Source organism: Mesorhizobium sp. M7A.F.Ca.US.002.01.1.1 (assembly GCF_004022955.1).
Taxonomy (GTDB): domain Bacteria; phylum Pseudomonadota; class Alphaproteobacteria; order Rhizobiales; family Rhizobiaceae; genus Mesorhizobium; species Mesorhizobium ciceri.
In genome coordinates this window covers 1-2,628 of sequence record NZ_RZQE01000656.1, presented here as the reverse complement: position 1 = coordinate 2,628, position 2,628 = coordinate 1, and the positions used below count along the sequence as shown (strand labels likewise).

General features: G+C 63.9%; 3 protein-coding genes and 1 pseudogene. All 4 read left to right on the top strand.

Annotated elements, in window-relative coordinates; all coding sequences use genetic code 11:
- Nucleotides 1-186, top strand: a 186-nt coding sequence (locus EN932_RS38525; RefSeq protein ID WP_206524376.1) for a hypothetical protein, incomplete at its 5' end; no start/stop codon positions are given.
- A gap of 64 nt (nucleotides 187-250) precedes the next feature.
- Complete coding sequence (serS, locus tag EN932_RS33615; RefSeq protein WP_127367245.1) at nucleotides 251-1,555, top strand: serine--tRNA ligase; 1,305 nt, start codon at nucleotides 251-253, stop codon at nucleotides 1,553-1,555.
- Nucleotides 1,555-2,313, top strand: coding sequence for a 5'/3'-nucleotidase SurE (gene surE, locus EN932_RS33610; protein ID WP_024503850.1), 759 nt, complete (start codon nucleotides 1,555-1,557; stop codon nucleotides 2,311-2,313). The genes serS and surE overlap by 1 nt, the downstream gene beginning before the upstream one ends.
- Nucleotides 2,310-2,628: pseudogene (gene pcm / locus EN932_RS33605) on the top strand (protein-L-isoaspartate O-methyltransferase); the annotation flags it as partial. The gene surE and the pseudogene pcm, both read left to right, overlap by 4 nt.

Sequence of the window (2,628 nt, the reverse complement as noted above, 5' to 3'; positions counted from 1 at the left end):
CCGGCCCCCCGCCGTAGAGGCGGGTTTTTCATTTCAGGCTCTCCTCCGCCCTCAGCCGAAAGCGCGTCAAAGCGTGATCGCATGCTTGCGTTCCCCATGCCCCATCTTGCATCGATCGAGGATGCGGTTTACGCCCTCTGGCTGAAACGCATCGCACTGAAAGCGATGCGTTTCACTTTTGTTTGAAGCATGTCGTTGTCCCAAACCGCTGCGCACTTTGGGCGACATGCTACCCCGGAGCGTTCAAACCATGCTTGACATCAAATGGATTCGCGACAACCCGAAGGCCCTTGTCGAGGCGCTGGTGAAGCGCTCGTGGTCGGCTGACGAGGCGCAGTCCACGGTCGGCGGGCTGATCGCCTCGGACGAGGCGCGGCGCGAACACGTTACCGAGCTACAGACCAAGCAGGAGCGCCGCAATGCCGCGTCGAAGGAGATCGGCAACGCCATGCGTTCGGGCGATGCCGCCCTGGCCGAGACGCTGAAAGCCGAAGTCGGCGAGATCAAGGTCTTCATCCAGAACGGCGAGGCGCGCGAACGCGAGCTCGACAAGGCGCTGAACGATGCGCTGGCGGTGCTGCCCAACGTACCGTTCGACGACGTGCCTGTCGGCAAGGACGAGCACGACAATGTCGTCAAGCACATCGTCGGCAAGGTACCGACGCGGCCGAACTGGGTGAAGGAGCACTTTGAGATCGGCGAAGCGCTCGGCATGATGGATTTCGAGCGCGCGGCAAAGCTGTCGGGCTCGCGCTTTACGGTGCTGAAAAGCGGACTGGCGCGGATGGAGCGCGCGCTCGGCCAGTTCATGCTGGACCTGCATACGACCGAACACGGCTACGAAGAAGTGATCCCGCCGTTGATGGTCAAGGATAATGTTTTGTTCGGCACCAACCAATTGCCGAAGTTCGAGGAAGATCTGTTCTTCACGCCGCACGGGGAGGGCAGGCTTGGCCTGATCCCCACCGCCGAAGTCCCGCTCACCAACCTGGTGCGGGAAGAGATCACCGCGCATGAAAAACTGCCGCTGCGCTACACCGCGCTGACGCCGTGCTTCCGTTCGGAAGCGGGTTCGGCCGGGCGCGACACGCGCGGCATGCTGCGCCAGCATCAGTTCTACAAGGTCGAGCTGGTGTCGATCACCGATCAGGAATCGTCACTTGCCGAGCATGAGCGGATGACGCAATGCGCCGAGGAAGTGCTGAAACGGCTCGGCCTGCCGTTCCGCACCATGACGCTGTGCACCGGCGACATGGGTTTTGGCGCACGCAAGACCTATGACATCGAGGTCTGGCTGCCCGGCCAGAACGCCTATCGCGAAATCTCGTCCTGCTCGGTGTGCGGCGATTTCCAGGCACGCCGCATGGACGCCCGCTACAAGGACAAGGACGGCAAGGGCAACCGCTTCGTCCACACGCTCAACGGCTCGGGCACAGCCGTCGGCCGCGCGCTCATCGCCGTCATCGAAAACTACCAGAACGAGGATGGCAGCGTAACCATTCCTGAAGTGCTGCGGCCTTACATGGGCGGTCTGGAAAAGATCGAAGCGAAATAATGCGTATCCTCCTGACCAATGACGACGGCATTCATGCCGAGGGCCTGGCGTCGCTCGAACGCGTCGCACGTACGCTGTCCGACGATGTCTGGGTGGTGGCGCCCGAGCAGGACCAGTCCGGCTATGCGCATTCGCTGTCGATCTCGGAGCCGCTGCGGCTGCGCAAGATTGGCGAGAAGCATTTTGCCGTGCGCGGCACGCCGACCGATTGCGTCATCATGGGCGTCAAGAAGATCCTGCCTGGCGCACCCGACCTGATCCTGTCCGGCATCAATTCGGGCGCCAACATCGCCGACGATGTCACCTATTCCGGCACCGTCGCCGGCGCCATGGAGGGCGCGCTGCTCGGCATTCGCTCGATCGCGCTCAGCCAGGGGTACAGCTATGTCGGCGAAGATCGCGTCGTGCCCTACGAGACGACGGAGGCGCTGGCGCCGGCGCTGCTGAAGAAACTTGTCGCGACGCCATTGCCGGACGGCGTGCTGCTCAACGTCAATTTTCCCAACTGCACGCCCGAGGAAGTCGCAGGCACGGTGGTCACCTCGCAGGGCAAGCTCGTGCACTCCCTGTGGGTCGACGAGCGCCGTGACGGGCGCGGCCTGCCTTACTACTGGCTGCGTTTCGGCCGCGAGCCGGTCGAAGGCAAGCAAGGCACCGACCTCTACGCCTTGCGCAACCGGCTGGTGTCGGTGACGCCGCTGCAGCTCGACCTTACCGCCCATGAAATCCGTGACCAACTGAGCAAGGCGCTCGCATGAACCAGGGCCTCCCGATCGACGACCGCGAAGGTTTTGCCGCCTTTCTGCTGCGTCTGCGCGGCCGGGGGACTGTGCCGAAGGCGCTGATCGCGGCCTTCGAGGCGACGCCGCGGCGCGGCTTCCTGGCGGCCCAGTTCCATCAGATCGCCTGGTCGGACCGCATGCTGCCGATCGAATGCGGCGAGGCGATCGAAGGCGCCGACATGCAGGCGGCGGTGATCGCCGCACTCACCATCGAGCAGGGCAACCGCGTGCTCGAGATCGGCACCGGCTCGGGCTACACCTCGGCGGTGATGTCGCGGCTGGCCGCTCGGG